The sequence below is a fragment of the Arthrobacter sp. M4 genome (assembly GCF_020251205.1).
Taxonomy (GTDB): Bacteria; Actinomycetota; Actinomycetes; order Actinomycetales; family Micrococcaceae; genus Arthrobacter.
The window spans coordinates 165852-191499 of sequence record NZ_JAIWYX010000007.1 but is presented as its reverse complement, the minus strand read 5'-3'; the positions used below and the strand labels follow the sequence as shown (position 1 = coordinate 191499).

The 25648-nt window shown below is 62.4% G+C and carries 23 protein-coding genes; 10 read left to right on the top strand and 13 right to left on the bottom strand.

Going from position 1 to position 25648, the window contains the following annotated elements:
* Window positions 1-25: 25 nt before the first annotated feature.
* Window positions 26-601, bottom strand: coding sequence for a helix-turn-helix domain-containing protein (locus LD110_RS13975; protein WP_225499432.1), 576 nt, complete (start codon window positions 599-601; stop codon window positions 26-28).
* 338 nt (window positions 602-939) lie between these two features.
* On the opposite strand from LD110_RS13975, the gene LD110_RS13970 reads away from it, so the two are divergent.
* Window positions 940-2457, top strand: coding sequence for a sodium:solute symporter (locus tag LD110_RS13970; RefSeq protein WP_225499431.1), 1518 nt, complete (start codon window positions 940-942; stop codon window positions 2455-2457).
* Window positions 2458-2571: 114 nt separating this feature from the next.
* On the opposite strand, the gene LD110_RS13965 is transcribed toward LD110_RS13970, so the two are convergent.
* A complete protein-coding gene (locus tag LD110_RS13965) occupies window positions 2572-2766 on the bottom strand; it encodes a hypothetical protein (protein WP_225499430.1) in 195 nt (64 codons plus the stop codon).
* A 666-nt stretch (window positions 2767-3432) separates the two neighbouring features.
* On the opposite strand from LD110_RS13965, the gene LD110_RS13960 reads away from it, so the two are divergent.
* From LD110_RS13960 to LD110_RS13950, 3 genes are all read left to right on the top strand, one after another.
* Window positions 3433-4620 carry a VIT1/CCC1 family protein gene (locus LD110_RS13960; protein ID WP_308012442.1) on the top strand — a complete coding sequence of 396 codons (1188 nt, stop codon included), beginning with the start codon at window positions 3433-3435 and terminating at the stop codon, window positions 4618-4620.
* A 242-nt stretch (window positions 4621-4862) separates the two neighbouring features.
* A complete protein-coding gene (locus LD110_RS13955; RefSeq protein WP_225499428.1) occupies window positions 4863-5714 on the top strand; it encodes a matrixin family metalloprotease in 852 nt (283 codons plus the stop codon).
* Between the two features lie 217 nt (window positions 5715-5931).
* Window positions 5932-7221 (top strand): matrixin family metalloprotease, encoded by a 1290-nt coding sequence (locus LD110_RS13950; RefSeq protein WP_225499427.1) that lies wholly within the window; start codon window positions 5932-5934, stop codon window positions 7219-7221.
* A 391-nt stretch (window positions 7222-7612) separates the two neighbouring features.
* On the opposite strand, the gene LD110_RS13945 is transcribed toward LD110_RS13950, so the two are convergent.
* Complete coding sequence (locus LD110_RS13945; protein WP_225499426.1) at window positions 7613-9058, bottom strand: sugar porter family MFS transporter; 1446 nt, start codon at window positions 9056-9058, stop codon at window positions 7613-7615.
* Between the two features lie 136 nt (window positions 9059-9194).
* Between LD110_RS13945 and LD110_RS13940 the strand changes: the two genes are divergently transcribed.
* Window positions 9195-10217 carry a LacI family DNA-binding transcriptional regulator gene (locus LD110_RS13940; protein ID WP_225499425.1) on the top strand — a complete coding sequence of 341 codons (1023 nt, stop codon included), beginning with the start codon at window positions 9195-9197 and terminating at the stop codon, window positions 10215-10217.
* Window positions 10218-10347: 130 nt separating this feature from the next.
* On the opposite strand, the gene LD110_RS13935 is transcribed toward LD110_RS13940, so the two are convergent.
* The 5 genes from LD110_RS13935 to LD110_RS13915 all read right to left on the bottom strand — a co-directional run bounded on the left by LD110_RS13935 (window position 10348) and on the right by LD110_RS13915 (window position 17463).
* The gene (locus LD110_RS13935; protein ID WP_225499424.1) at window positions 10348-10887 is read right to left on the bottom strand and encodes a hypothetical protein; all 540 of its coding nucleotides are present in this window, start codon (window positions 10885-10887) and stop codon (window positions 10348-10350) included.
* A gap of 155 nt (window positions 10888-11042) precedes the next feature.
* Window positions 11043-13499 carry a TIM-barrel domain-containing protein gene (locus tag LD110_RS13930; RefSeq protein WP_225499423.1) on the bottom strand — a complete coding sequence of 819 codons (2457 nt, stop codon included), beginning with the start codon at window positions 13497-13499 and terminating at the stop codon, window positions 11043-11045.
* Window positions 13500-13607: 108 nt separating this feature from the next.
* Window positions 13608-14966 carry an MFS transporter gene (locus tag LD110_RS13925; RefSeq protein WP_225499422.1) on the bottom strand — a complete coding sequence of 453 codons (1359 nt, stop codon included), beginning with the start codon at window positions 14964-14966 and terminating at the stop codon, window positions 13608-13610.
* A gap of 34 nt (window positions 14967-15000) precedes the next feature.
* Window positions 15001-16770 carry a sulfatase gene (locus LD110_RS13920; RefSeq protein ID WP_225499421.1) on the bottom strand — a complete coding sequence of 590 codons (1770 nt, stop codon included), beginning with the start codon at window positions 16768-16770 and terminating at the stop codon, window positions 15001-15003.
* A 78-nt stretch (window positions 16771-16848) separates the two neighbouring features.
* Window positions 16849-17463 (bottom strand): PadR family transcriptional regulator, encoded by a 615-nt coding sequence (locus LD110_RS13915; RefSeq protein ID WP_225499420.1) that lies wholly within the window; start codon window positions 17461-17463, stop codon window positions 16849-16851.
* 178 nt (window positions 17464-17641) lie between these two features.
* On the opposite strand from LD110_RS13915, the gene LD110_RS13910 reads away from it, so the two are divergent.
* Window positions 17642-18658, top strand: coding sequence for a formylglycine-generating enzyme family protein (locus tag LD110_RS13910; protein WP_225499419.1), 1017 nt, complete (start codon window positions 17642-17644; stop codon window positions 18656-18658).
* Window positions 18659-18760: 102 nt separating this feature from the next.
* On the opposite strand, the gene hxlA is transcribed toward LD110_RS13910, so the two are convergent.
* Window positions 18761-19384: a 3-hexulose-6-phosphate synthase gene (gene hxlA, locus LD110_RS13905; RefSeq protein WP_225499418.1), complete on the bottom strand. Its 624-nt coding sequence runs from the start codon at window positions 19382-19384 to the stop codon at window positions 18761-18763.
* A 53-nt stretch (window positions 19385-19437) separates the two neighbouring features.
* The gene (gene hxlB, locus LD110_RS13900; protein ID WP_225499417.1) at window positions 19438-20040 is read right to left on the bottom strand and encodes a 6-phospho-3-hexuloisomerase; all 603 of its coding nucleotides are present in this window, start codon (window positions 20038-20040) and stop codon (window positions 19438-19440) included.
* A 181-nt stretch (window positions 20041-20221) separates the two neighbouring features.
* Between hxlB and LD110_RS13895 the strand changes: the two genes are divergently transcribed.
* The 4 genes from LD110_RS13895 to LD110_RS13880 all read left to right on the top strand — a co-directional run bounded on the left by LD110_RS13895 (window position 20222) and on the right by LD110_RS13880 (window position 22628).
* Window positions 20222-20794, top strand: coding sequence for a GNAT family N-acetyltransferase (locus LD110_RS13895; protein ID WP_225499416.1), 573 nt, complete (start codon window positions 20222-20224; stop codon window positions 20792-20794).
* A 140-nt stretch (window positions 20795-20934) separates the two neighbouring features.
* Complete coding sequence (locus tag LD110_RS13890; RefSeq protein ID WP_374200347.1) at window positions 20935-21744, top strand: IclR family transcriptional regulator; 810 nt, start codon at window positions 20935-20937, stop codon at window positions 21742-21744.
* A 254-nt stretch (window positions 21745-21998) separates the two neighbouring features.
* Window positions 21999-22172, top strand: coding sequence for a hypothetical protein (locus tag LD110_RS13885; RefSeq protein ID WP_225499414.1), 174 nt, complete (start codon window positions 21999-22001; stop codon window positions 22170-22172).
* Between the two features lie 216 nt (window positions 22173-22388).
* Entirely contained in the window at window positions 22389-22628 is a 240-nt protein-coding gene (locus tag LD110_RS13880) for a hypothetical protein (protein WP_225499413.1), read from the top strand.
* A gap of 135 nt (window positions 22629-22763) precedes the next feature.
* Here LD110_RS13880 and LD110_RS13875 read toward each other — a convergent pair whose 3' ends face one another.
* From LD110_RS13875 to LD110_RS13865, 3 genes are all read right to left on the bottom strand, one after another.
* Window positions 22764-23570 carry an IclR family transcriptional regulator gene (locus tag LD110_RS13875; RefSeq protein WP_225499412.1) on the bottom strand — a complete coding sequence of 269 codons (807 nt, stop codon included), beginning with the start codon at window positions 23568-23570 and terminating at the stop codon, window positions 22764-22766.
* 401 nt (window positions 23571-23971) lie between these two features.
* Window positions 23972-24232, bottom strand: coding sequence for an MFS transporter (locus LD110_RS13870; RefSeq protein WP_225499411.1), 261 nt, complete (start codon window positions 24230-24232; stop codon window positions 23972-23974).
* 5 nt (window positions 24233-24237) lie between these two features.
* Window positions 24238-25320, bottom strand: a complete 1083-nt coding sequence (locus LD110_RS13865; protein ID WP_225499410.1) for an MFS transporter — start codon at window positions 25318-25320, stop codon at window positions 24238-24240.
* Window positions 25321-25648: the final 328 nt, after the last annotated feature.

The window sequence follows — 25648 nt, the reverse complement described above, 5'->3', positions numbered from 1 at the left end:
CGGGAAGGAACAGCGACGCTAAGGCCTACCTCGACGCAGCCGGAACCAAGATCCAGAGCACTTCGGCAGGCTCATCCGTCGGATTGACCCAGGTGTGCGGTTCGCGGCCGGGGAAGGAAAGGGTGTCGCCCTGGTGGAGATCAAACTGCTGGTTGGTGAGGATGAGCGTGAGTTGGCCTTTGACCACGTGGAGCACATCAACATCGCAATCCACGGCGTACAGCTCCGACTCGCCACGGCCGCGAGGTTCTATGGTGGCCTCGATGATCTGGAGCCTGCGCTCGGAACGGGCTGTAAGCAGCCGTTCAACAATGCCCTCGCCGCCCAGGGAGATCTTTGGCCCGGTGCCTGCCCGCGTCAGGTGCGTTTCCGGCGCGGCAAACAAGTCCCCTACAGATACAGACAGGACTTGGCACAGCGTAACCAATGAAGCAACCGACGGTGAGGTCAGGTCCCTCTCCACGCGGCTCAGGAATCCCTTTGTCAGGCCCGTGGCATCTGCAACCTGCTCGATCGTCAGGCGCTGGGCCTGGCGGGCAGCACGGATTCGAGAACCAATAGCAACTGGCGCATTGCTCGGTTCAACAGGTAGAGCCTTCATTCACGCACCTTTCGGGCCCCCAGTCCGGCCCATCACTGCTTGACATAGTAACCACCCAGCCAGCAGCAGCCCGGGGACTGTGAACCGCACGTCTTGACTGTTACGCCGATCACTCTCTAACCTTATGTGCAACAAAGGTTGCCTACAAGGCAATTTCGGCAGGTTCTTTCGGTCGACTCGTCGAGCAAGTTCCTCGCTGACCCTCTCCGTTCCAGATCATGTGCGGACGAAACGGTCGGCCGGCTCAGCCAGCCCAGGCGATCACCCGGGGAGTCGCCCGCCTCCAGGCAAGCAGCACGGCCACCATACGCCCGCACATCAGTTCCGAGGAGCCCCTTATGGACTCTAGCTTCATCAATATCGCCATCGTCGTGGTCTATCTGCTGGCCATGCTGGCTTTCGGGTGGTGGGGTAAATCCCGCACCAAGAACAACAGCGACTACCTAGTGGCGGGCCGTCGGCTGGGTCCCTTCCTTTATACGGGGACCATGGCTGCAGTGGTCCTGGGCGGCGCTTCCACCGTGGGCGGAGTCGGCCTGGGCTACAAGTTCGGCATCTCCGGCATGTGGCTGGTGGTGGCGATCGGCGCCGGCGTGCTGCTGCTCAGCCTGCTCTTCGCCGGAACCATCCAGAAACTCAAGATCTATACCGTGTCCCAGATGCTGACGCTTCGCTATGGCAGCAAGGCAACGCAGACCTCCGGCATCGTAATGCTGGCCTACACCTTGATGCTCTGCGCCACGTCCACCGGCGCCTACGCCACCATCTTCGTGGTGCTTTTCGGCTGGGACCGTGCCGTTGCCATTGCTATTGGCGGTGCCATCGTGCTCGTCTACTCCACCATCGGCGGCATGTGGTCCATCACGCTGGCCGACCAGGTCCAGTTCGTTATCAAGACCATGGGCATCTTTGTCCTGATGCTGCCGTTCTCCCTCAACGCCGCGGGCGGCTTGGACGGCATCCGCAGCCGCGTCGAAGCCAGCTTCTTCCAGATCGACGGCATCGGAACGCAGACCATCATCACCTACTTCGTGGTCTACACACTGGGCCTGCTCATCGGACAGGACATCTGGCAGCGCGTCTTCACGGCAAAGACTCCCAAAGTTGCCCGCTGGGGCGGCGCCACGGCTGGCATTTACTGCATTTTCTACGGCTTGGCCGGTGCCTTGATCGGCATGGCGGCCAAGGTTGCCCTCGCCAACGTCCAGATCAAAGCCAAGGATGACGTCTACGCCGAGGTAGCCACCCACCTGCTCCCCATCGGCATCGGCGGGCTGGTCCTGGCTGCTGCCGTCGCCGCCATGATGTCCACAGCGTCCGGAGCCCTCATCGCGGCCGCAACGGTGGCACGGGCCGACGTCGCACCCTTTGTGGCCAGCTGGTTCGGCAAGAAGGTGGAAACCTCCGATTCAGACAACCCGGAGCACGACGTCAAGGCCAACCGCTATTGGGTCCTGGGCCTCGGGATCGTGGCAATTGCCATTGCGATTAGTACGAAGGACGTAGTGGCAGCCCTGACCATTGCCTACGACATCCTGGTGGGCGGTCTGCTGGTCGCCATTATCGGCGGCCTCGTCTGGAAGCGTGGCACGGGCATCGCCGCAGCGGCCTCCATGGCAGTCGGATCCGTGGTCACCCTGACCACCATGATTGTCCTGGAAATCAACGCGAAGGAGCCCTTGGACGGCATCTACGCCAACGAGCCCATTTACTACGGCCTTGCGGCGTCAGCCGTGGTCTACATCGTTGTGTCCTTCCTGAGCAGGCCAACGGACAACATTGTTATGGCCGCGTGGAATGACCGGGTGGCCGGCACGAAATTGAGCGAAGAGCAGGAGCAGGTTCCGGTTCGCTAACGCTGACAGGCCGCCACGCGCGGCATCCCGCCAAAAGTACGACGGCGACGGCTCACCACGTTCGGTGAGGCGTCGCCGTCGTCGTTATTCAGGTTCCAACAAGGTCAGGTGACGCTATTCGGCCCCGCCTGCCGCGGGTTTCTCGTCGTCGTCCAGCGGCACTATGCGTTCCGCGTCGCCGACCAGGATGTCATCGTCGCGCTCTTCCCAGGCTTCGTCGACTTCCTCGTCCTCTGCGTAGTCGTAAGGGGGGTCCGCCTCCAACGTTGGGCGGTCTGGGTGCTTGGCGTGCGATTCCGTGCGGTCCATCCTTGCCACCTCCGTCCATACGGGCCCTGCGGGTCCGCTTCGATGAGACGGGAGCCGGATTGTCCCGTCCCTGCAAACCGTTTGAACAGTTCCCATATCAACACCGGGCGGGTGCCGGGTCAAGGGTGGGGGAACGACGGCGGCACTCGCCTTGGGACCCGAGGTACGGGTGCCGTTGACTGCGCCTTTGCCCGGCATCAGCATGGAAGGAGAGGTCAAGCAAGGGGAAAGGCGCACACCATGGACCAGCACGACTCGCACACAGCACTCCCGAGCACCGCCACGCATCCGTTCCCAGAATCCGGGCCACGCAACCATGGCCCCGAGGACACGCCACGGGAACCCAATCCTCCCGGCCCCACCCCTGAGCCGTCACCGGATCCCTTCCCCACGCCTCCTCCTTTCCCGGCTCCTGAGCCGCCGTTTCCCGAACCTGGGCCCGAACCGGGACCATTCCCGCCACCCGAACCGCCCTTCCCGCGGCCAGGTCCGGAACCCGGCCCAACTCCTGGGCCGGACCCCGCCGAACCATGGCAAATTTAGCGGAAAATTTGAGGGATCCCGAAACTTTCGGGTGAGGACTACCGGCCAAAAAGCCGCGGAAATACGCGGTACAGTGGGCATGCAATGGCGCCGGACCAAGCCTCATCAAGCCCAGGAGAAACGGTGCAGCAGCACACCGAAGACCATAAAATTCCCGCGCCCACCAGGGACACCGCAACGCCACAGCAGGTTGAAGCGGACAACACAGTGACAGTGCCTTCAGCGACTCCCAGCCCCACCCCGGCCGATCTCAAGCGCTGGCGCCAATACCTGGCGGACGAACGCGCTGAAGCGGCGGTCTACAGGGAACTCGCCCAACGGCGCGACGGCGAAGAACGGGAAATCCTGCTGGCCCTGGCCGAAGCGGAAGGCCGGCATGAGGCCCATTGGCTGGCCCTGCTTGGCGAACATGCGGACAAGGCCCGGCCCGCATCAATTCGCAGCCAAATACTGGGTTTCCTGGCCCGGCACTTCGGATCCGTATTCGTCCTTGCCCTCGCCCAGCGCGCGGAAGCCCGCTCGCCCTACGCCGACGATCCTGCTGCCACCCCCGCCATGGCCGCCGACGAGCAGATCCATGAAGAAGTGGTACGCGGACTGGCTACCCGGGGACGCAACCGGCTGTCCGGCACATTCCGGGCCGCCGTCTTCGGAGCCAACGACGGCCTGGTCAGCAACCTCTCGCTGGTTATGGGCATGGCGGCCACGGGCGTTGGCAGCTCTGTGGTGCTCATGAGCGGCATTGCAGGCCTGCTGGCCGGTGCGCTGTCGATGGGCGCCGGCGAGTACGTGTCTGTGCGCTCACAACGCGAACTGCTGAGTGCCACCCGCCCCACGCAGGCCACCCTCACGGCGGCACCTTCCCTGGACATCGACCACAACGAGCTGGTCCTCGTGTACCTGGCCCGCGGTATGTCCCACGAAGCGGCAGAGCACCGGGCGGCAGAGCGTATGGGGGTCTTCAACTGCGACTGCGACCCCAGCCTTTCGCTGCAGCCGGAGAAGGAAGAGCCTGCCGAAGAGCACGAAACCATCGGCACCGCATGGGGCGCCGCCCTCTCCAGTTTCTGCTTCTTCGCCTCCGGTGCCATTGTGCCGATCCTGCCGTTCATCTTCGGCTTGACCGGCGTTGCCGCGCTGGTCACGGCAGGTGTCCTGGTGGGCGTCGCGCTGCTGGCTACCGGCGCCGTCGTCGGACTTCTTTCCGGTACCTCACCGCTCACGCGCGGGCTGCGCCAGCTGGCGATCGGCCTGGGTGCGGCCGCGGCCACCTACGTCTTGGGCATGGCGTTCGGTTCGGTAGTTGGCTAAAACATCCCGTTGAGGCTGCCGTCGGGTGCCAAACCAGCGTCAAATAGCAGGCAAACGGCGCAAAAATGGACGACAAAGCTTTAGCCCACTAACGTATCCACGGCGCCCATCTCCGTGCGGAGGCGCCCCTGAACGTGACGCACGCGAACAGGGAGCATTTATTGGAGCCGCAAATAGGCGAACATACTCCGGGTCGACGGGCCCGTCGAAAGCCACGCAATTGGCGATATGTGATCTTCGTTGTGGCCGCAGTATCAGCCTCGCTGTTCTTCTTGGCTTTTCGGCAAAGCGGGCCGCTGGCAACGCTCCTGCCAGGTCTCGCCTCCGGGCACGGTTTCATTTCCGTTCCCTCGGGTTCGGCCCCGGGCCATGCTGACCAAACCGTTCGGCAGCCTGCTGCCAAAAGCGATAACGCGTCGGGCAGCGAAGCCCCGCCGCCCGGGGTGGAAGAGGCGGACGCGCCGTTGGGGCATCCGGTGGCGCCGCGGACGGCCAGCAATTCCTACGCGTTCCTGGCAATGAACGACGACGGCACTCCGGTTGGGTACTCCCCTTGCCGGCCGCTGCACTACGTCGTGAACGACAAGCTTGCGCCGGCCGCCGCCGACGGCCTGATTGAGGACGCCGTGGCCAAGATTTCACGGGCCACGGGGATCCACTTTGTGTTTGATCGGGTCACCGACGAAGAACCACGCGAGGATCGCCCGGCCTACCAGCCTGGGGCCTACGGCCAGCGCTGGGCGCCTTTGCTTGTCTCCTGGACGACGCCGGACAGCGCGCCAGCGCTTGCAGGCGACGTCATCGGGACGGGCGGCAGCACCATGTACAGCTTCCGCAACGGTCCCAAGAGCTACGTAACGGGGAACCTGGAGCTGGACACACCCCAGATCCGGGAGTTGCTGCAGGAATCGGGCGGCCGTGCGTTCGTGTCCGCGGTGATCCAGCACGAACTGAGCCATGTAATGGGCCTGGACCACGTTGACGACCCCATGCAGCTCATGTACCCGGAAATCGGTGCTCCCGACGGGCTGGCCGACGGGGACCTCAACGGCCTCTACAAGCTCAGCAAGGCAAGCTGCCGGAAAGACCTCTGAGCCGACACAGTCTGAGCTCGCCCACTCGCTTTGTTGCACCGCATTGGCGTAATTAACCGGCGAAGGTTGTGGACTGACCGACGCACCCGATCTAAGCTGTCCCACAAGACGCCGACGGAGAAGGTCTCAGCCCGTGGCACAGTAGCCGTGGCAGGGGGTTCAATTGGAACCTAGACCGTCTCCGGCGTGGCCGGACGATCCATCTTCCAGCGCGCAGATGCGTCGTACCAACATCCAGGAAGCACCCCATGCCCCGGCCCATGCCGCCATCCGGCCAAGCCGTGTGGGCCCACGGCATGCGGCCAGCCACAACAACCAGGTCCGCCAGCGGCATCTGCGCCAGGTAAAGGCGGAGCACGTGCGCTTGGCACGTACCGGCTTGGAATATCCGGGGCTGGATCCATTGCGGCCTGCAGTCGGGCGCGAAGACGCGCCGTCCGACGTCGAGCCCGCCAACCCGGCGACACTAGACGCCGGACGCGAAGTCGCGCCGTCCGACGTCGAGCCCGCCAACCCGGCGACACTAGACGTCGGGCCCGCCAACCCGGCGCCGTCCGACGTCGGGCCTTCCAGCCCTGCGCCACTAGACGCCGGGCCGGCGGGCAACTTGGCGGAACAGCGGGCAACGGCCCCCGAAAGCCAGCCCGCCCTAGGAGCCAAGCAACACGCCCTGCGACCCGCACGACTCAAGAAGAGCAGCTGGGCCGCCGTCGCGTTCCTGCTGTCACTGATCACGGCATTGTGCGCCGCCGCCTACGTTGGCGGCGAGTTCCACCTTCTGCCCGGAAGCGCGGTCTCCGGTGCGCCATCCCCTTCTTTCCAAGGATTCGGCCAGCGCCACGAACCGCACCCCGGTTTCGAGGAAGGAAACTCTCCACTCGGGTACCCGCCGGCGCCCCAGTACTTCAGCAACTCGTACAAGTTCCTAACCGTCAAAGCCGACGGCCAACCCGTGAGCTACTCCCCCTGCAGACCCATCCATTACGTCATCAATGACGCGCTCGCTCCGTCCGCCGGGCGGGAGATCATTGATGACGCCGTCCGTAAGGTCAGCCAGGCAACCGGGCTGAAGTTCGTCTACGACGGCACCACCGACGAACTCCCGGCAGATGGGCGTGCCAGCTATCAGCCGGACAAGTACGGCGACCGCTGGGCTCCCGTCCTCATCGCTTGGACGTCGCCTGCGGTGGTTCCGCGCTTGGCGGGCCAGACCATCGGACTCGGCGGCAGTTCTTCGATCGGGCTCAGCAACGGGTACAAGGCCTACGTGACGGGGACGTTGTCGCTTGATGCCGCGCAGTTCCGGCAGGTGCTGACCGCTTGGAACGGGCGCGACGTCGGAGCTGCCGTAGTGATGCACGAACTCGGCCATTTGCTGGGCCTGGACCACGTGGACGATCCGACGCAGTTGATGTACGACGAGGCTTCGTCAGTGCACGACTTCGCGGCGGGCGACCTGGCCGGCCTGGCAAAGCTGGGCACAGGCCCCTGCAGCAAGAATTTCTAACTCCCACCCGATGGGGTTTGTGGATGGGGTGGAAAGTTGGCCGCCCTCCACATGGCCGTGCGATTCGCTGGCGCAACCCGCCCTCATCCGTTGCCGGTTAGCTCAGCCTTCAAGCGCAGCACCCCGGAATCGGAGCTCCCTGTGGGCGCCCGGAGCACAGATCCTTCGAAAGGCGATTCCTCCAGTCTGATGGCTCGTGCAGCAGACAGAGACCTAAAATGAGCTTTTCGGCAACATTCTGCCGAAATCGCATTTTCAGGGCGATAAAGGCAGCAAAAGAAGGTAAACCGGCAATATCCTGCCCGTTCCTCTCGGCAGCAACAGACAGCAAAGCGCCCCGCTCCGGACAACAGAGCGGGGCGGGGCGCCAGGCAATTGAAGCGGCTAAAGGCTACTTCTTGTGAACCACGTAGATGGCGCCTGTGGTGACATCCTCCTCAAGCGCTTCCAGCGTGCGGCCGCGGGTCTCGGGAACTTGTGTGTAGATGAAGATCAGGGCCAGGATGCCCACCACGCCGAACAGGAAGAACGTGCCCGTGATCCCCACCGCGGCAACGAGCGACGGGAAGAACAGGCCCAGGATGGCGTTGGCGATCCACAAGCAGAAGATGGAGACGCCGATCGCGAAGCCACGGATGTGCAGCGGGAAGATCTCGGAGAGCATCACCCACACGGCGATGTTGAGGAAGGTCTGCATCGAACCAACGAAGGCCACAACCAGGAACAGGATCACGAACGGACGCGCCGGGTTGCCAACAGGCAATGCGATGGATGCGATGCCGATGAGGAAGTGGCAGATGGTGGTCAGGGTGAAGCCGGTGATGAGGGTGGTGCGGCGGTTGACACGCTGCATCATGCTGAGGGCAATTACGCCACCGACGACGGCGATAACACCGGGCGCGATGTTGGCGATAAGGGCGGCGCTGGAGTCGAAGCCAGCCTCAACCAGAACGTTCTGGCCGTAGTACATGATCGAGTTGATACCGGTGAGCTGCTGAGCCACACCCAGGCCGATGCCAACAAGCAGGATACGCAGAAGCCACTTGTTCCTCAGTGCGCCCCAGCCAGACAGGTTCATGTCCTTTTCCTCGTCCGCAAGGTGCTTGACGTCAGCCATCTCCGCCTCAGCGCGTTCGGGCGAACGAATGGTCTTGAGGACCGCGAGGGCATCCTGTGTACGGCCCTTCGAAATGAGCCAGCGTGGTGACTCGGGCATCCGCAGCATGCCGAAGAACAGCGCCAGGGCCGGCAGTGCGGCGACGGCGAGCATGATGCGCCAAACGCCACCGAATTCACCCCATACATTGCCGATGATGGCGTTGACCACAAACGCGGCCAGCTGGCCGATAACGATCATCAGCTCGTTGCGGCCGGCAAGGGAGCCGCGAATCTCGAAAGGCGCCAACTCGGCCAGGAAGACAGGTACCACTGAGGAGGCACCGCCGACGGCGAGGCCGAGGATTACGCGTCCGACCACCATGATTTCGAAGTTCGGCGCGAATACACAGGCGAGTGCGCCAACAAGGAACAGAACAGCGAGCAGGATGATCGTCTTCCGACGCCCCCACGTGTCGGAGAGGCGGCCACCAGCGACCGCACCAGCGGCGGCGCCGAACAGCAGCGAGCTGGTCACGACGCCCTCCGTCAATGGAGTAAGTGAAAGCTCGCTGGTCATCGGACGGAGTGCGCCGTTGATAACACCGGTGTCGTAGCCGAAGAGCAGGCCGCCGAACGTGGCGATCAGGGCAACAAGCCCAAGGCGCTTGCGATGCGGTCCGTCGGTGAGCGGCGGAAGCTGGGTTTCCGTACCCGAACGCTGCGCTTGAGTTGCAGACATAAGGACTCCTTTGTCGTCTGGAGCGGTCACTGTGTGCCGCGCTTGAACAAGACTAACGCGCGAAAGTCTTAAATGTAAGGTCAAACTGACAAACAGTTTAATTTTGTTCTGACAAAGGCAGTGGGAGGATGGAGGCATGACTCCGCCGGCGCAGGGGCCACATCGGCCTGTCACCCAGGCGGATGTGGCACGCGAAGTGGGAGTTTCCAGGACCCTCGTATCCTTCGCCTTCCGCGGAGCGCCCGGAGTAAGCGGCGAAACCAAGCAGGCAATCCTCGATGCAGCCAGGCGTCTAGGCTACCGACCCAACGCCGTCGCCGCCGATCTGGCAAGCAAGCGGCGGTCCGCCGTCGGGCTTTACTTGCTTGACCTCCGCAACGAGGTTTACGCGGACATCCTGAGCGGCGTGCGGCTGGCAATCCCCCAAAACCGCAACCGACTCATCCTGAGCGTGTCCCACTCCACCGGCATTGTTGATCATGTGGCCATGGATTCACTGATCGAAGCCAGGGTGGGGATCGTCATCGCTGCCACGCTGCTGAATCCCGATCACGAGGTCCGCGAACTGGCCGGCACGGTGCCCATTGTCTGCGTCGCCCGGCGGGTTGAGGGCGTGGACAGCGTGTACTCGGACGACCGCGCCGGAGCCCGCGCGGCGACGGAGCACTTGCTTGGCCTCGGCCACACACGCATCGCACACATTGCCGGTCCGTTGTACGAAGGGCACCAGGGTCGCCGTCAAAGCTACGAGGAAACAATGCGTTCGGCGGGCCTGGTCCCGCAGGTTGTGGCGGCCGAAGACTATTCACAGGAGGCGGCCGAGCGGGCGGCTGCATCGCTGCTGGAGGGCCCGGACCGGCCGACTGCTGTCTTCACGCACAACGACCAGTTCGCCCTGGGCGTCCGCGAAGCTGCCTATGCGCGGGGATTAACCATTCCTGACGACCTATCGCTTGTGGGCTACGACAACTCCAGAATCGCCCGGATCCACGGAATCGACCTGACCTCGGTTGACCTGCACGCCGTCGAGCTTGGCCGAGCGGCCGGGACCGCAGCCTTGGACCGGCTGCTGAATCCGGACGCGCCCGTCGTCGATCGCAGCAGCATGCCCCACCTTGTGATCCGCGGTTCCACCGCGCCGCCCGCGCCAAATAACTGAACGCCCGACGGCGGTGAGGTGCCTGCAGCGGCGACGTCACCGGCGTCGGACGCGTCAGACGCGGAACGGCCCCCAGGAAACTTCCGGGGACCGTTCGCTCGGGCCTTCGCCCGAAAAAGATCAAGCGGTGTTAGTGACCGCTGATCACGCCGTTCTGAACGGCTTTGGTTACGGCATCCGCCTCGGCCTGGCTCAACTTGCCGTCAGTGACCGCCTTGTCCAGCCTGGTCTTCAAAGCAGCCGCACGTTCCGCTTGCTCCGCTGCGTGGATCTCCTGGAGAGCCGTGGTGACCTTGGACTCCTCAATGCCGAGCTTCTCGGCGAGGGACTTGGCCAGCGCCGTCTCCATGGCGGTACGGTCAGGCTTGGTGCCTTCAGCCGGCGGCGTAGTGGGCTTGTTGGCATCCCGGAACGCCTGAAGTGCTTCGGTCACCTTGGCCTGATCCACGCCGAGCTTGGTGGCGAGCTCCGCGGCGAGCTGGCCACGGTCACCCTTATGCCCGTGGTGTCCCTGGCCGTCGGCTGGCGCGGTGCTGCCCGCGGACGACGTGGCGCTGAGGCTCGGGGTGGGCGTCTCAGCGGCGGTTGCCATGCTGGTGACGCCAAGACCAGCGCCCAGGGCTAAAGCACCGGCGGCGATGCCGAGCGTGATTCTTTTGGTTCGTGACATGTGGTGTCTCCTCGATCTGCCGTTCGGTAACGGCTTCGTAGGGGAGGCGCCTGTCTGCACCCCCTCACACACCACAATGCGTTCCGAAGTTCGGGCAGGCCTGTTCGGAAACTGTCAGGAGGCTGTGAAAGCAGGCCACACATTCACAGGGGAGGCTATGGCACTGCGAATTCCACGGTAAACGACTGTCCCGTGTTGGGAATTTCCACGCTGGCCAACCCGCCCGATTTCCCGACGTCAACAGTTTCGCCGTCGATCCTAACGGTGTTGGGCGAAGCGCCGTGGATGAGCAGCAGGAAGGCTTGGCGGAGTGACTCGGGATAGCCGTTGCCCGTTGCCCTTCCACGCAGGGTGACGATGTAGCCGGACCGCGAGGCCGTGAATTCTGTCCGCAGGCGATCGCCGTCGTTGGCCGCAAACGTGATGCCGTCATCTTCCTGCAGCAGCGAGTGGTGTGCGGCGTGGCCGTCCTCCGGAACGTAGAAATGAAGTTCGACGACGTCGGGAAAGTATCCGGCCGTCGACGCCGGCGCTTCGGGCCACATGGGGACGACGGCGCCTCCGCGGGCGTAAAGCGGTATGCGGTCCATCGGCGTGGAAGCTATGACGTGCTGGGGTCCGTCAATGGCGGCAAGGCTGTACCAGTCGTACCATCGCCCGGCGGGAAGGTAGACCTGCCTTGACGTTGTACCGGCCGCCAGGACGGGTGCCACCAGGAGGTCACGCCCGAACAGATACTCATCGTCTATGGCCGTGACGGTGGCATCGTATTGGTAGTCGAAAACCAGCGGACGTTGCACGGGCTCTCCGGTCTCGCCCGCCCGGACAAAGCTGGAGTAGATGTATGGCATGAGGCGGTAACGCAGGCGAATCGCTTCGCGGACATGCTTCAGGACCGTGTCGCCAAACACCCACGCGTATTGGTAGTTCTTGGACATTGAGTGGTTCCGGCAGAACGGGGTCAGCGTGCCGTACTGCATCCAGCGCAGGAACAGTTCGGGAGTGGTGTTCTCCGCGAAGCCGCCGATATCAGCACCAACAAAGGGTTGGCCGGAAATTCCAAAACCTGCAGCCATAGGCATGCTCATCCACAGGTGGTCCCAGCGGGCTACGTTATCGCCCATCCAATTGGCTGCGTAGCGCTGGATGCCCGAAAATCCGGCCCGGGAAAGGACAAAAGTCCGGAGTTCCGGCATCGCTTCCAGCAGTCCGGTGGTGGTGCCCATGGCCATCAGCAGGGCGTATTGGTTGTGGTAGCGCTCGTGCGAATACTCGCCTTTGCCGAAGCGCATACTCGACGGCGGGATGGCCCCCGTGGCGGGCTCGTTCATGTCATTCCAGATTCCGGCCACGCCCGATTTCACGTGCTCGGCGTTCAGTTCGCCCCACCATTCGCGGGCCTCTTCCGTGACGAAGTCGGGGAATGCGGTTTTTCCCGGCCAGACCTGCCCGATATAAATGTCGCCGCCCTCGGTCCGGCAGAGAACATCCCGGTCGACGGCCTGGTCAAAGACGCGATATCCCGGATCATATTTGACCCCGGGATCCACAATGGTCACCAGCCGGAATCCCATGGAGCTGAGGTTTGCAGTCAAACTCTCCAGGTCCGGAAAGGACTCTGCATTCCAGGTAAAAACGCGGTAGCCGTCCATGTAGTCGATGTCCAGCCATAACGCATCGCAGGGAATCTGGTGGTCCCTGTGCTGCTTGGCCATCGCTTCCACTGCGTCCTGCGTGTATTTGAACCAGCGGCACTGGTGATAACCCAGTGACCACAAAGGCGGTAATGCGGCGCGTCCGGTCAGCCAGGTGTAAGCCTCCAGGATTTCCGGCATGCCGGGTCCGGCGAAAATGTACTCAGTGTATTGGCCGCCGGAGAAATGGATACGATATTGCTCCGGATCGGAGAATTCGTAGTTCCCGCGATAACCGTTGTCCATAAAGGACGCCGACATTTTCCCGGAGAGCTGGTTCTGGTGATAGAAGAATGGAATTGACACATAATACGGATCGAATTCGGTGCTGGTGAAGTCACCACGGGGATCATCCACCGCTTTCCCTTTGGTGAATTCTCCTGCTGCGTGCGGGTCAAGGACATCCGTATTCCAGAGAGTGAAGTCCCTTCCCTTCCTATCCTGATGACCGGTCTTCTCACCGAGCCCGTAAATGGCGTCTTCGGGAAGGCAAGTCCTCGCGACGGCGAAGGCGTCGTTCAGGGTCGCGTAGCTCAGGTACCCCTCGTCGTCGCGGGCCGATTCGAGCACGGTACTGCCGTCGGGGCGATGCACATCGATCCGGAACGGATCCAACCCCAAGGTGACCACCAGGCAAGCTGTCCGGAGGACCGCGGACTCCTCATCGATGGAAACGCTGAACTCAGCCCCCACGGACGTGTCAGCAACCACCGCAAAGGTCGGGCCGTCGTCGAACACTCCGCCGCGACTGATCTTGAGCCGCACCACGTCGTCCCGGACCGTTTCAATCCGTAACTGTTCGCCATGGAGCCTGGCCAGCAGGCCGGCGTCGGTCTTTTCAACGTCGTCCACTCGTTCGAAGCGAAGGTAGTTCTCTATGTTGATCACGTAGCCCTCCATAAATGTGGTGCCCGGCACCCAGCATTCCCTAGCACGCGCCCCCACGGAAGAGTCGAGAGGGCCAAAACGCCAAAAGGGCCGCCCATGCCATGGGCAGCCCCTCCGGAGCATGTGGCAGATGAGGCCCTAGCTCACCGCAGCTTCGGCTCGGCGGCGTTCCAGCTCGTCGACCACCCGGCGAACATCGCGTGGATAGAAACGGTGGAGGACAGTGAGCACCAGCGCGTTCACCAGCATCAGGATGACCAGCGTCCAAAGGAACACGGTCTGGATGCCCAGCGAGGATGCCAGGGCACCTGCACCGAGGGAGAACACGGCCCAGCCGATGGTTTCGAAGACCGTCAGGAAGATGGCGAACGCCTGGCCGCGCAACTCGGGAAGGATCACGGCGGCGACGATCGGGCGGTTGACTGGCGGGTTGGCGCCCTGCGCAAAGCCCATCAGAGCCCAGAAGATGCCGTAGACCGCGATTGTGTTGTAGGAGAACTGTGTGGCAACGAACGCGATGACGGCAAACAGCACCTGGGCACCCTGGAGGTAAGCCACGCGGCCATTGTGGGGGAAGACGCGGTCCAGAAGCCCAACCAGCCAGCCACCGCCGACCGTACCGGCGAAGTAGCCCAGGCCAAAGGGAAGCAAGACAATGGCTGCGACTGCGTTGGTGAAGCCGCGCTCTGCGACCAGGAACTGGATGCCGAAGATGGCGATCAGGAGATGTCCGGAGAGCAGGCGGGACATCATCATCACGGAGAAGGTCGGGATGCGGAACAGTGACATCACGGAGCGGACTGTGACTTTAGGTGTGAGCCGTTCGCGACCCGCCAGATCTGCGAGCTGCTTCTCGGACGCTCCTACGCCGGGATCCTTGAGGAGCGCGGCGACAGCAACGCCCGCCACGATGCAGATGGCGCCGATGGCCCACATGCCATAGCGCCAGCCGTCGGACAGTCCGGTGAAGAGGGCAATGACCGGGCCTACGAAGGAGCTGATCAAGCTGATGAACCCGTAGAAGTAGCCGGCGGCCTTGCCCCGCTGGCTGTCATCGAAGGAGTCGGCGATGATGGCGTTGGCGATGGGGCTTCCGCCGATGATCGCTGCCGACATTAGGGTGTTGAAGATCAGGAGCTGGACGAAGTCCTGAGCAAACCCAGCCGCGATGCCGAACGCTCCGCCGACGAAGGTTGTAGCGACCAGGGCCTTCCGCCGGCCGATCCGGCCAGCCAACCACGCCCATGCCGGACCTGCAGGGACGGCGATGAGCTTGCCTAGCGCGGCCAATAGACCCAGATGGCTGCTTTGCAGCTTGAGTGCCGCTGCGATGGTCGGGAACAAAGTGGCGCTGAGTCCGGCCTCCGTGTTGTCGACAACGGTGACGCCGGTGAGGACTGCCAGGTTCCGCCACCGGTGCGGAACGTGGCGGGCCTCGGCAGAGCCTTCAACGTGGTTGGGTTCGGCCACCGTGGGTGTGCTGGGGTGCGTTGTCATGTGAGGTCCTGTCTGCGTTGTCAGGGTGCTGGGGTTAGGCCGTGGGGAGGGCGGCCATGGTGTCGGCGATTGTGCGGAGTGCGCTTGGCGGTACCGGGCTGACTGCGGCCAGCTGGTACAGGCTGAGTTGGGCCGGGATGTTGATGAGTTCGGTAGAGACGAGGTGCGGCAGGTGTTGCCTGAGGATCTCCCGGGCGGCGTCATTCTGGAGCAGCTCCAGTACGGGGATTGTGAGGGCTGCGCCGTTGTCCGGGAAGCTCTCCAGCGGCGGCAGAGGTTCCAGGGCGTTGCCGGCCCTTTCGGATTGAGACCGGACCAGGAGGTGCTCCTCTGCGGGTTCGGAATCGAACGGGATGCCAAGCCGTTCGAACTGGCTGAGCGGTGCGTCGCTCTGGTGCATCAGTCGCGCCAGGAGCCGGAGCATCCGCAGTTCCTGCTGGTCGTCCAGGAGCGGCTGCAACTGTTCGGGATCGTTTTCGAGGTCGAACAGCAGGGTTCCGTGGACCCAGGGGTTCATCAACGATTTAGTCTGTATACGCATGGTGCGAAGGCCCTTGGTGAAGCTGAGCGGCTCGCCTGGCTCCCACTCGCTGAGTTCGGAGACCGCAAAACGGCTCCGCATGTGGGTGGGCATGAGCGTGTAGTCCTCCAGCGGCTTATTGGAGGAGTCGACGGCGGCGCGCATGTAGACATAGCGGCCGTCAGTGACGTTGACGTGGCCACCGTGGATACCGAAAAGTGCCGCCTCACGGATCCGTGTATCGTCGTCGAGGACTGCAGCGAGGTCCCGGCCCTGCATGTCCGGCGTCGGCTCGAGCCCGAAGTACCGCAGCATGGTCGGTGCGATGTCGATGGTCTGCGCCAGCGCGCCGCGCCTTGTGTCACGGCCTGCCGTGCGTGGATCCCAGAGGAACATCGGCAAGTGCACCAGCTCGTTGAACCAGGGCTGGACGGACTTGGCCCACCAGCCGTGCTCGCCCAGCAGGAAGCCATGGTCCGTGTTGACCAGCAGCAGGGTGTCTTCCCACATGTTGTACTTGTCCATCGCATCCAGAACCCGGCCAAGGGACTTGTCGCACATGGACACCAGTGCCGCGTACTCGTAGCGGGCGTGCTCCACTTGGTCAGGGGATTCGGTGACTTTTTGGTAGCCGGGCCAGTCGAATTCAGGTCCGTCGTAGCGATGCGGATACATCGCCTTGTACGCGGCGTGCGTGAAGAAGGGCTCGTGCGGATCGAAGAGTTCGATCTGAAGCATCCACTGGTCCGCGGCCTGGTTCACGTCGATGAAGTGCAGGCCAGCATCCACCGTCTGGGTCTGCGAATGCTCGGCTTCAGTGGGCATGTAGGAACGGTTGATGAGGTCCTGGCGCTTCATTCCTGAGCGCCAGTCGCCGCCGTCGCCCGTCGCCGGGGAGACGACACCTTTCCAGGGATCGCCTTCCTGGCCGCGGAAGAATTCCCAGGTGCTGTAGCGGGGGTGATAGGTGGCGCCGCCGTCTTCCCAGTAATGCGGGTGGTCGGACACCAAGTGGGTGTGGATCCCGGCCTTCTTGAGCATCTCCGGCATCGAATCGTCGAAGGGCTCCAGCGGACCCCAGCTGCGGTGCAGGAAGTTGTAGCGCCCAGTGTGCATTTCGCGGCGGGCGGGCATGCACGGCATTGAACCGGCGTAGAAGTTTTCAAAGGTAGTTGACTTCGCAGCAAGTCGGGCGAAGTTCGGCGCGTTAACAATGGTGTTCGCCGCGTAGGGGGAAAGCATGTGCCTGTTAAGGCTGTCGAACATAAGGATGATGGCCCTCATGCGGGTCCTTTCACGAGAAATCAGATATGGCGTGGTGTCCATTGAGAAACGCCCGGGGCTAGGGCCGGGCGCGGCATATCAGGACAACCGCTCGGGCAAGATTTCGCCAGGAATGGCTGTCAGCGAGCGGGAAGACAGCTTCCCGTCAAGGAGGTCGCGTCGGAGCTCGATCATGGCTGCCATGTGGGTATCGATGGCTGCCGCACCCAACTGGTGCAGCCGCTCCCCCAGCGCATCAGCGAGTTCAGTGTCAAAGGGAATCGTTGCCGCCCACTGTTGCCGCCGGTCGCGGTGGCGATAGCGGGCGATTTCGTCCTGGCGCGTTTGGATCTCCGTGTCCAAGATCCGGAGCAGTTGCTCGGCGCTCATAAAGCCTGCGAACGTCAGCCGCACGGCAAGCTCCGGATCCTGGAAGCGCGTTGGCGGGTGGTAAGGCCCGGTAAGCCAATCGAGGAACACCGTGGCACCTTCTTCGGTCACGCGGTAGGTCTTGGCATCCTGCGCCCCCGGCCGTGGTTCCACATCATGCGTGACCCAGCCCTGCTTTTCCATGGTCCCAAGCGAGCGATAGACCTGGCTCATCTGGGTGTTGGACCGTAGGAAGCGGCCATGCGTATCCAAGTATTTTTTGAGGTCGTATCCAGTGCTCGGGTGTTCCAGCAGGACGCCCAGAAGGATGTGCTCCAGCTTCATCGCTGACTCCATTGTTAGTTCTCCGTGACCCGCGTCACGTTTTCTACTTCCGAGGATGGCACAAGTGGAGTACTCTGTCAATGACACAAATGGAATCCTCCCAAGGACCCGAATTCCCCTCTGGCTTAATAGAGAGGGTCTTCGATTGGAGGCTTACAACGAGGTGATCATGCAAGGGATGCCAACGCCGCATGCTGAAGGATGCTGTTCAGCATCAAAGGGCGCCTTTACGCGCAGCGCCGGGTACAGCGAATCGACCCCAGGAGACAATCTGCTCGAACTGGGGCTCAAGCCAAGCCACGACAACAAGAACCTGCCCGTCGCCCCTGGCCCAAATACACAACACAACGACATCCTGCTACCGGGCGGTGAGTTCCTGATGGGCGACGGCTTCAATGAGGGCTATGCGTCGGACGGCGAAACTCCGGTGCATCCGGTTCGCTTGGGCGCATTCCGCATAGACGCCACCGCCGTAACCAATGAAATGTTCGCCGGCTTCATTAAGGACACCGGCTACCGGACCGAAGCCGAGCAGTACGGCAGCTCCGCAGTGTTCCATTTGCTTGCGAAAGCTCCCAAGGACCACATCATTGGCGCCGCGGCCGGAGCCCCATGGTGGCTCAACGTCAAGGGCGCTGATTGGGCCCATCCAGCCGGCCGCTCTTCAGACTGGAAAGAGATACCCGACCATCCCGTGGTCCACGTCACCCACCACGATGCCCTGGCCTATTGCGCCTGGGCGGGGCGTCGCCTGCCCACCGAGGCCGAGTGGGAATTCGCCGCCCGCGGAGGCCTTCACGACAAGCGATACGCGTGGGGCGACGACCTCACTCCGGACGGGCAGCACCGATGCAATATCTGGCAAGGCAAGTTTCCCACCAGCAATAGCCAGGACGACGGCTATGTGGGGACTGCCCCGGTGAGATCCTTCCCGGCCAACGGCTATGGACTCTACGAAATGGCGGGAAATGTGTGGGAGTGGTGCGCCGACTGGTTCCTACCCAAGTACTACCGCAACTCCCCCAAGGACAATCCCCAAGGCCCCTCGATCGGAGCCGGCAGGGTGATGCGGGGCGGCTCTTACCTATGTCACGACTCCTACTGCAACCGCTACCGCGTTGCAGCGCGGACGTCCAACACTCCGGATTCTTCCAGCGGCAATTGCGGCTTCCGCACTGTAGCGCTTACCAGCTAATGCAACCCTGCCCCGGTCAAACTCCACAACAACGACGACGGCCCGCGCCTCCGGGAGAAAATCCCGGAAGGCGCGGGCCGCCGTCGTACCTAATGCGGGCGACTAGATGATCGCGGCGCGGAGCTCCTTGGCTGCCAGTGCGGGGTCCTCGGCGCTGTAGACAGCGCCGCCGACGACGGCGACTTCGGCGCCGGCGCGCTGGACGGAGTTGATGGTGGAGATGTTCACGCCACCAGCCACGGAGAACGGCACGCGTGCCTGCTCGCCGGCGTTCAGAAGGACGTTCAGGTTGTAGCCCGGCTTGGCCTGCTCGTCCAGACCTGCGTGCATCTCGACGAACTTGGCACCGAGGGCGCGGACTTCCTGGGCGCGGCTAACCTTGTCCTCCACGCCGATCAGGTCAACCACAACACCCTTGTTGTGCGCCTTGGCGGCCTTGACGGCACCGACGATGGTGGAGTCGTCGGCGCTGCCGAGGACGGTGACCAGGTCAGCGCCGGCACCGAAAGCGAGCTCGGCTTCAAGCTCCCCGGCGTCCATGGTCTTCAGGTCGGCGAAAACGATCTTGTCCGGGTGCGCGCTCTTGATGGCGGTCACGGCGGAGAGGCCGGCGTTCTTGATGAGCGGGGTGCCCAGCTCCAGGATGTCAACTGACTCGGCGACCTGCCCGGCAAGTTCAAGGGCAGCTTCGACGGTGAGGACGTCCATAGCGACTTGCAGTTTCACGGGGAACTCTACTTTCTATTTTGGTTATTACTGGTACTGACTTGTGGAGGTGGTTACTCGAGGTTCGCGTGCCGCAGCCAGAGATCCTCGGCCGCTGACGCATCGTGGTCCCACAGGCTCTGGAACACAGATTCCGTCACCGTGAAAAGGACCTGCTCGAACAGGCTGCCCGAGTACTGCCGGGAGACGGTGGAGCCGTGGTCGGTCTTCTGTGCGGCAGGGATACGTACGACGGCGTCCGCAACTTGGGCGAGCGGGGACTCCGGGTTGGTGGTGTAGACGGCGACGCGGGCGCCTTGGCGGGCTGCCGTTTCCGCTGCCTTGACCACGCCGGAAGTGGTGCCGGAGCCCGACGCAGCGAGCAGCAGGTCACCTTCACGGATAGCCGGTGCGGTGACCTCGCCCACCACGTGGACGCTGAGGCCAAGGTGCATCAGCCGCATTGCGGCCATCTTGAGGACGAGTCCGCTGCGGCCCGCACCCGTGACGAAAATCCGCTCAGCGGCCTTGAGTTCCGTGGTCAGTGCGGCAACCTGGTGCGGGTCGACGGCGGCAGCCGTGCGGCCGATCTCGTCGTGGATCAAAAGCAGATTGCCGGCAATGGACTGGGCGGTGTCCGCCAGCGCCACCGGATCGGTATCTGCGATGACACTCATGGAATCCTCCTTCGGAAAAAGCTGTTGAATTCCATATTGATGGGCAAAAAGGATAGGCAAAACGCCATCAAAGGACGGTTTCTCCTACCCGAACGGGTAGTTAGCAAGCAATCGCCATGGCGCAGGGCAAGGGCGTGCGGTAGATCTGGAATGCTGGCTTAGCGAAGGGGGTATTGCCCGGATGGCCATTGAAGTTCGCCCGGCAACGCGATTCGACGATGTCAAGACGATGGTGGGGCCCAAGCGGCCCGATGCCACCGTGTGCTGGTGCCTGAGCTACCGCATCGGCTCCAAGCAGAACGTCACACTGCGCGGAACGGAACGTGGAGAGCTCGTGCAACAACTGGTGGCGGCCGACCCGCCGCCCGGGGTGCTGGCGTACGACGGCGACGAGGTAGTTGGGTGGGCGGCTGTCCACCCGCGCGCGGACACCAGCTTTGCCCGCAACCGCAAGATTCCGCATGTGGACGATCTCGACGTGTGGACTGTGTGGTGCATTCGCGTACGGCCCGGCCATCGCGGCAAGGGCATTTCCCACCACCTGCTTCGGGGTGCGGTGGACTTTGCCCGAAGCTACGGGGCACCCGCCATCGAAGGTTACCCTGTGGATAACCATGGCCATCGCGTGGATCTCACGATGGCGTACGTTGGCACGCGGAAGCTCTTTGAAGAAGCAGGATTTAACAAAGCGGCTGACACCGATTCCGTGCTGAACGGATTTCCGCGCGTGTTGATGCGGCTCCCATTGGCCTGAACTCTCTTAACGCGCCTTAACGCAATGTCGGCTGGGTCACATTTACCGGTCTAGGATCAGAAACGTGGAGCTAAACGATAGGACGCTCCGAACCTTGTGGAGGGCTTGCGGGCCCTGGAATGGACATGGGTGCATGGATCATGACCGTCAACTACGAATCTGAGGCCGACGTCGAAGCTGAAGGCGGTCAGCAAGGCGGCGTGCAGTCAGTGGACCGGGCCCTCCAGGTCCTGGAGATCCTGGCACGGGACGGACACGCCGGCGTGAGTGAGATCGCCGAGGAAATGGGCGTGCACAAATCCACAGTTTCCAGGTTGCTGGGGTCATTGGTGACCCGGGAAATAGTCCACCAGAACAGTGAGCGCGGAAAATACCAACTCGGTTTCGGTGTGTTGCGGCTTGCCAGTTCCATCCCCGGCCGCCTTAGCCTGGTTCGTGAGGCCAGGCCTTTCCTGGAGAACCTGGCCGAAGAATGGAAAGAGACCGTCAACCTCGCTGTGTTGCGATCCAACTATGCGGTCAACGTGGACCAGGCAATGGGACCATCCACGCTCGCCACCTTTGACTGGGTGGGCAGCCTAACGCCCCTGCATGCCACATCCAGTGGCAAAGTCCTGCTCGCTGCGTTGCCTGCCGACGAACGAACGCGGATCCTCAAAGAAACAGGCCTTCCGGGTAGGACGCCCCGTACCATTACGGACCGCAAGATCCTGGAGAAGCAGCTAATCGACGTTGCCCATAACGGTTACGCCGTGACGTTGGAAGAGTTCGAGATTGGCCTGAACTCCATGGCTGTGCCGGTTTACAACCATCTGGGCGAAGTGATCGGCTCCGTCAGCATTTCGGGCCCGGCTTTCCGCTTCAAACCAGAAGAAGTGCCCGGACTGGTCGAGGCCATCACCGAGGCAGGACTGCGCATTAGCGCAAAGATGGGGTACCGGCCCCGGTAATTCCGCGTCACCACGGGCGTCGATTTCGAGGGCGTCGCTCAGCGCGCCACAACGCAGCGTTCAGCTCATGAACATTGCGTTCAAAATATTGCCCAAAAATCTTGCAATCCGACGTGAGGAGGGACACAATAGAAGCACGTTCGAAGTATGAACGCAACGTTCAATTTCTCATCGAGCCAAAGGCGGCTCCCAGAGAAACGAACACGTCAATCACCGGAGCCCTTGAGGCTCCCTTCGAAAGCGAGGAGCCTGAGATGTCCACAATGCATCGCGTTTTCGCCAATGCCTTCCGCCAGATGCGCCGCACAGTACGGGCTGGCCACGCTGCAGTTCCCGCCCAAGTTCCGTCACTCGCGGTGAACGGCGCCGGTGAACTGAGCTGCTCACCGTGGGCGGGACTCTACCTCGAAAATGCTGACGCGGCCTAGGCCCGGCCTGCCGCTGAAGATGCGTGGAGTTGATGGGAATGACACGACGAGAAAGGTCCACTGAAGGAAGCCGGCACCGTTCGCCGGCCATACTGCCCCTGGCCGAGCAGCCTCAGCGTGAACCCATTCAAACTCCGCCCACGGACTACGAGGACTCGCTTTTCCCGGACATGGCGGGATAACCCCGGTCCAGCAAGAAACATCAGAGGTGAAGTTATGACGCACTGGCGCCAGAAGCCGAAGCCAAAAGCCCCCAAGCCGGTCTCCGACATCCTCCGGGAACGCAACGAAAGACGCACGGCGGCCCTCATCGCCAGCATCAAGGATGTGAGCAGCACAGAAGGTCCGGATGCCGTGACGCACACGGTGGTTGCCGACCGTGCTGGAGTGCCAGTCCAGTACGTGCGCTGGATGTACCCGTCCCGTGAAACTTTGGTCGCCATGGCCAGCGCCTAGCCTTGAACCTTCACCTAGAGCGCCGAACCGTCATCTACGCACGGGCGGCCACATAGCGCGCTGAGCCGTCACCTAGTGCGCGGAACCATCAGTAGCGAAGCTTCCGAGCGCCCGCGAGGCGATGAAGCGGCTCAGTTAGGCCAAAGCTTTGGCGACATCCTCCGCGGCCTGGTGCAACTGATCGATCGTTTTGGGCAGTCGCTCCGACTTGAGCCGCTGGATGGGTCCCTGGATGGCAATAATCCCCAGAAGCTCCCCAGCGCTGTCACGCACAGGACAAGCCGCCGCGAAGAGTCCTTCTTCAAGTTCGTCGTCGATGACTGAGTAGCCCTGCTCACGGACCTTGTGCACTTCCTTGAGCAGCGCGCCGCGGCTGGTGATGGTGTGAGCTGTGTAGGACTCCAGTTTCGCGGGCAGTTCCTTGATGATCCGTTCGTCGCTCAGTTCGGCGAGCAGGAGCTTTCCTGTGGCGCTGGCATGCAGGGGGTATGTTCCACCAACAAACATGTGGGTGACATTTAGGTAGCGGGAGGCTGATGCTTCGGCAATCACGTCGTAAGCCAATTCGCCGCGTAGCATGGCAAAGCTGAAGGCTTCTTTGAGCTTGGCTGCATATTCATCCAGGACGGGCTGAATCCTGGCAACAGCTCCGGCGTAGGGATCCGCCAGCCGGCCAAGTCGGGCCATCTGCCATCCAAGCATGTACCGGTTATCTACACGGTCCACAAAGCCAGTCTGTTCCAGGGTCAGCAGGAGCCGGAAAGCCGTGGGACGGGTCATCCCAACTGCCTGCGCTATTTCGGTGACGGTGATTCCCTGCCGGTGGCGACCGAGTTCGCTGAGCAAGACCGTGGCCTTGACCACCGATTTATTGGTCAGGTCGCCGCCTTCTTCGGTGGCAGCTTCTGCCGCCTCCACCGCCGCGCTTTGTCCCGCTGCCATTTCCGCTCCCGGTTCTCACGTCGGTTCAGGGCCTGATGGCCACTGATTTTGTTTGCGTTTCCCATCCTAGGCTGTCAACTGGCGAACGGAGTGTTCAATATAGTGCGCGGCGGGACTTGTGTGCTCACAGGGTTAACTCATGGCAGCGGCAGCGTCCAATGCCCGTCACCAGCTTTTCTGCCGCCGAATCGGTACTGCGCGCAGCAACTGCCAGAAGACGGGTGTCAGTAGCAATGGGCACAACCGGAAACCGAGGGCAAGCATCGTTTCGGCCAGTCCGGGCTCCCCCTGCGTGATGCCGGGTGTGATGCCAGTTGCAAATGGATCGGCGGGCGATATCGGCACGATGCCCTGCCGGTCTGGACCGGCAGGGCACGTTCCTTTCCAGGGCTGTCCGGGAACTACTTCACCGCAGCCTTTGCCAGAGGAGCTGAAGTGTCGCTCAGGCTAAGGCCCTTGGTTTCGGGTGCCAGGTACTGGGAGATCACGGCACCCACCACGCAGATGGCGGCGGCGATCAGCATCGTGGTCCCAATGCCCAGGCCGTCAACCGATAGCGGGAGGATAAATGTTCCCGCTGCGGCGCCGATGCGCGAGAACGCGGTGGCGAATCCGACGCCCGCACCGCGGATTTCCGTCGGGAAGACTTCACCCGGATACACACCGGTCAGGGCGGTGGAGATCGCGTTGTGATAAAGCTGACCAGGATAATGACCGGCGAAACATGGGCCAGTAGACCGATGGCAACCAGGGCCACGGCGCTGATCCACATGGGCGGAATGGACAGCTTTCTGCGGCCGACCCGTTCGATGAGGAACATCGCCGCCAGGGAACCGGCGACAACAACACCATTGAGCAACAATGCCCCAGTCAGTCCGTCTTCAACACCCAGGCTTTCGAGGACAATAGGCGCAAACGTGCCGATGGCGAAGTACGGCGTGACATTGCAAACCCAGTACATGCAGACGAAGATCGTCGCGTTCCGGTACTGCGGGGAGAAGAGCTTTCGGAAATCGGGACGCACAGGCTTCTCGTTTGCCAGGTCCCTGACATCGGCCTCTTCCATGTGCTCCTTGGCAATGGCGAGCGCTTCGTCGATCCGTCCCTTGCTGACCAGCCAGCGCGGGGATTCGGGTGTACCGAGGCGGAGCAGGAAGACGATCAGGGAAGGAACTGTGCTCATGCCCAGGATGATCCGCCAGTCTGCGTGGATCGAGGTGGACAGGAAGTAGCCCAGGGCGTAGGAGCCAAGGTACCCGACGTACCAGGCCACTTCCTGGAAGGCCATGAGCTTGCCCCTCAACCTGGCCGGAGAGAACTCCACGAGCAGGGGCCAGCCGATGGCGTAGTCGGCACCGATCGCCATGCCCATGAGCAGGCGGATTAAAAACAACTGCCATGCATCGGCAACGAAGAACTGCGCCGCCGAGCCAAGCAGGAAGATGGCCAGGTCCACAATGAACATCGGCTTGCGGCCGATCTTGTCAGCGAAGTAGCCGCCGATGGGTCCCCCGAAAAAGATACCGATCAGCGCCGAGGCGCCAATCAGGCCCTGCCACGTGGCAGACAGGCTCAGATCTGAAGTCAGCGCAGGCATAACGAGGCCGATGCCACCCAGGATGAAGCCGTCGATAAACATGCCGCCAGCGATCACTGCGCTGAGCTTGTAAAGGAACCTCTTCTTTTGCGGGTCCTGTTCCGTTGACGACCGCAGCGACGGCCCAGTGGCCGGTGTAACAGGTGTACTCACGATGGACTTCCTTGTAGATCGCGCTATTTCGAACGTGTTTGAACATGCCGGCAAGTACGTGCTCGGCGGGATGAAAGGCGGGAGTGTCGACACTCTGTGTGACGTTCATTTTTCGAACGTGATGATCAAAATATGGCATGCGACACATTCAGCGTCAACACATCCTGCTCAACTTGGCAAGACTCACCCTGCGCCTTGACAGTGAGATGGCTAACATCTTAAATTGAACATAGTGTTCACAAACTGAACGTTTGTAGATGAAGATGTCGCGCTGAGCGGCACGAGTTCAAGGAAGCCGCCGCCATGAAGAATGCTCCGCTAAACCTGT